The following is a 258-nucleotide window of genomic DNA, read 5'->3' on the forward strand; positions in this document are numbered from 1 at the left end:
CCGATTTCAAGCATTCTCCGATTCAAACGGAGTCTGCTGTTTTACAAGATACATCGAATCATAAAGAAATGACTTACTCAGTCATCGGGTATCTCATTATCATTATGCTCTATTCCGCCGGCAACCTGACGGAACTGATGATTAAAGAGCGGGAAAACAGAACGTACTACAGACTTCTGTCAACGCCGATCACATCAAAGCAGTATGTACTGGCAAACGCGGCGGTGAATATCATTATCATGGCCGTCCAAATTCTAT

1 protein-coding gene is annotated in these 258 nt (G+C 43.0%); it reads left to right on the forward strand.

The window, feature by feature from the left end; translation table 11 throughout:
* A partial coding sequence (locus tag KVT31_RS29695; RefSeq protein WP_217613743.1) for an ABC transporter permease occupies nt 1–258 on the forward strand: 258 nt, incomplete at both ends.

Source organism: Bacillus sp. GbtcB14 (assembly GCF_019091205.1).
Classification (GTDB): domain Bacteria; phylum Bacillota; class Bacilli; order Bacillales; family Bacillaceae_G; genus Bacillus_A; species Bacillus_A cereus_AG.